The sequence below is a fragment of the Massilia sp. TWP1-3-3 genome, from assembly GCF_049897805.1.
Classification (GTDB): domain Bacteria; phylum Pseudomonadota; class Gammaproteobacteria; order Burkholderiales; family Burkholderiaceae_D; genus Telluria_A.
On sequence record NZ_JAFCWX010000145.1, the window covers coordinates 1 to 542 of the forward strand.

1 protein-coding gene is annotated in these 542 nt (G+C 60.0%); it reads right to left on the minus strand.

What is annotated here, in order from left to right; genetic code table 11:
* Positions 1-437, minus strand: a 437-nt coding sequence (locus tag ACP7D4_RS28245; protein ID WP_426212761.1) for an IS66 family transposase zinc-finger binding domain-containing protein, incomplete at its 3' end; no start/stop codon positions are given.
* Positions 438-542: the final 105 nt, after the last annotated feature.

Below are 542 nucleotides of genomic sequence, written 5' to 3' on the forward strand. Positions count from 1 at the left end.
GTCGCTGGAATGATGTCGAGCTGTTCGCTCGTTTCTTCACCCATGCGGTGCAGGGCACCTTGGCAGCAGGCGCAGACCTTTTCCGCTTCGGTCAAATCGTGTTCGACGCGCTTGCGCGGCAGGTGCGCCGGCAAAGCCCGGCGGCCGCGCTTTTTGGATGGGGATTTGGGCGTATCCGCCCCGTCCGGCTCTTCACTTTCCGGGAAGGCGATGGCGTCCTGCTCGGCTTCGTTGAACAGGCAACCCTGGGCGCCCAGTTTTTCGCTCGATGGCGCGAACCGCTTCAGTTGCGCCAGTCGAAACTGGTCTTCCAGGAACGAGACGCGTTGCTGCAGCGCGCCGATCTGTTTCTGATCGGCGGCGGCGCGACCTTCCAGCGCCAGGATGTAGGCGCGCAGTTCGGGGGGCAGGCTGGCAAGTTGCTCGGGTGGGTACATGCAGTAACTTTACCAAACCATTTTCCGTTTTGGGTTTACGTCATTTGCATGTTTTTGAAATAAAGTTTGCTAGCACATGGCACGCGGTGTCATCGCCTGATGCGC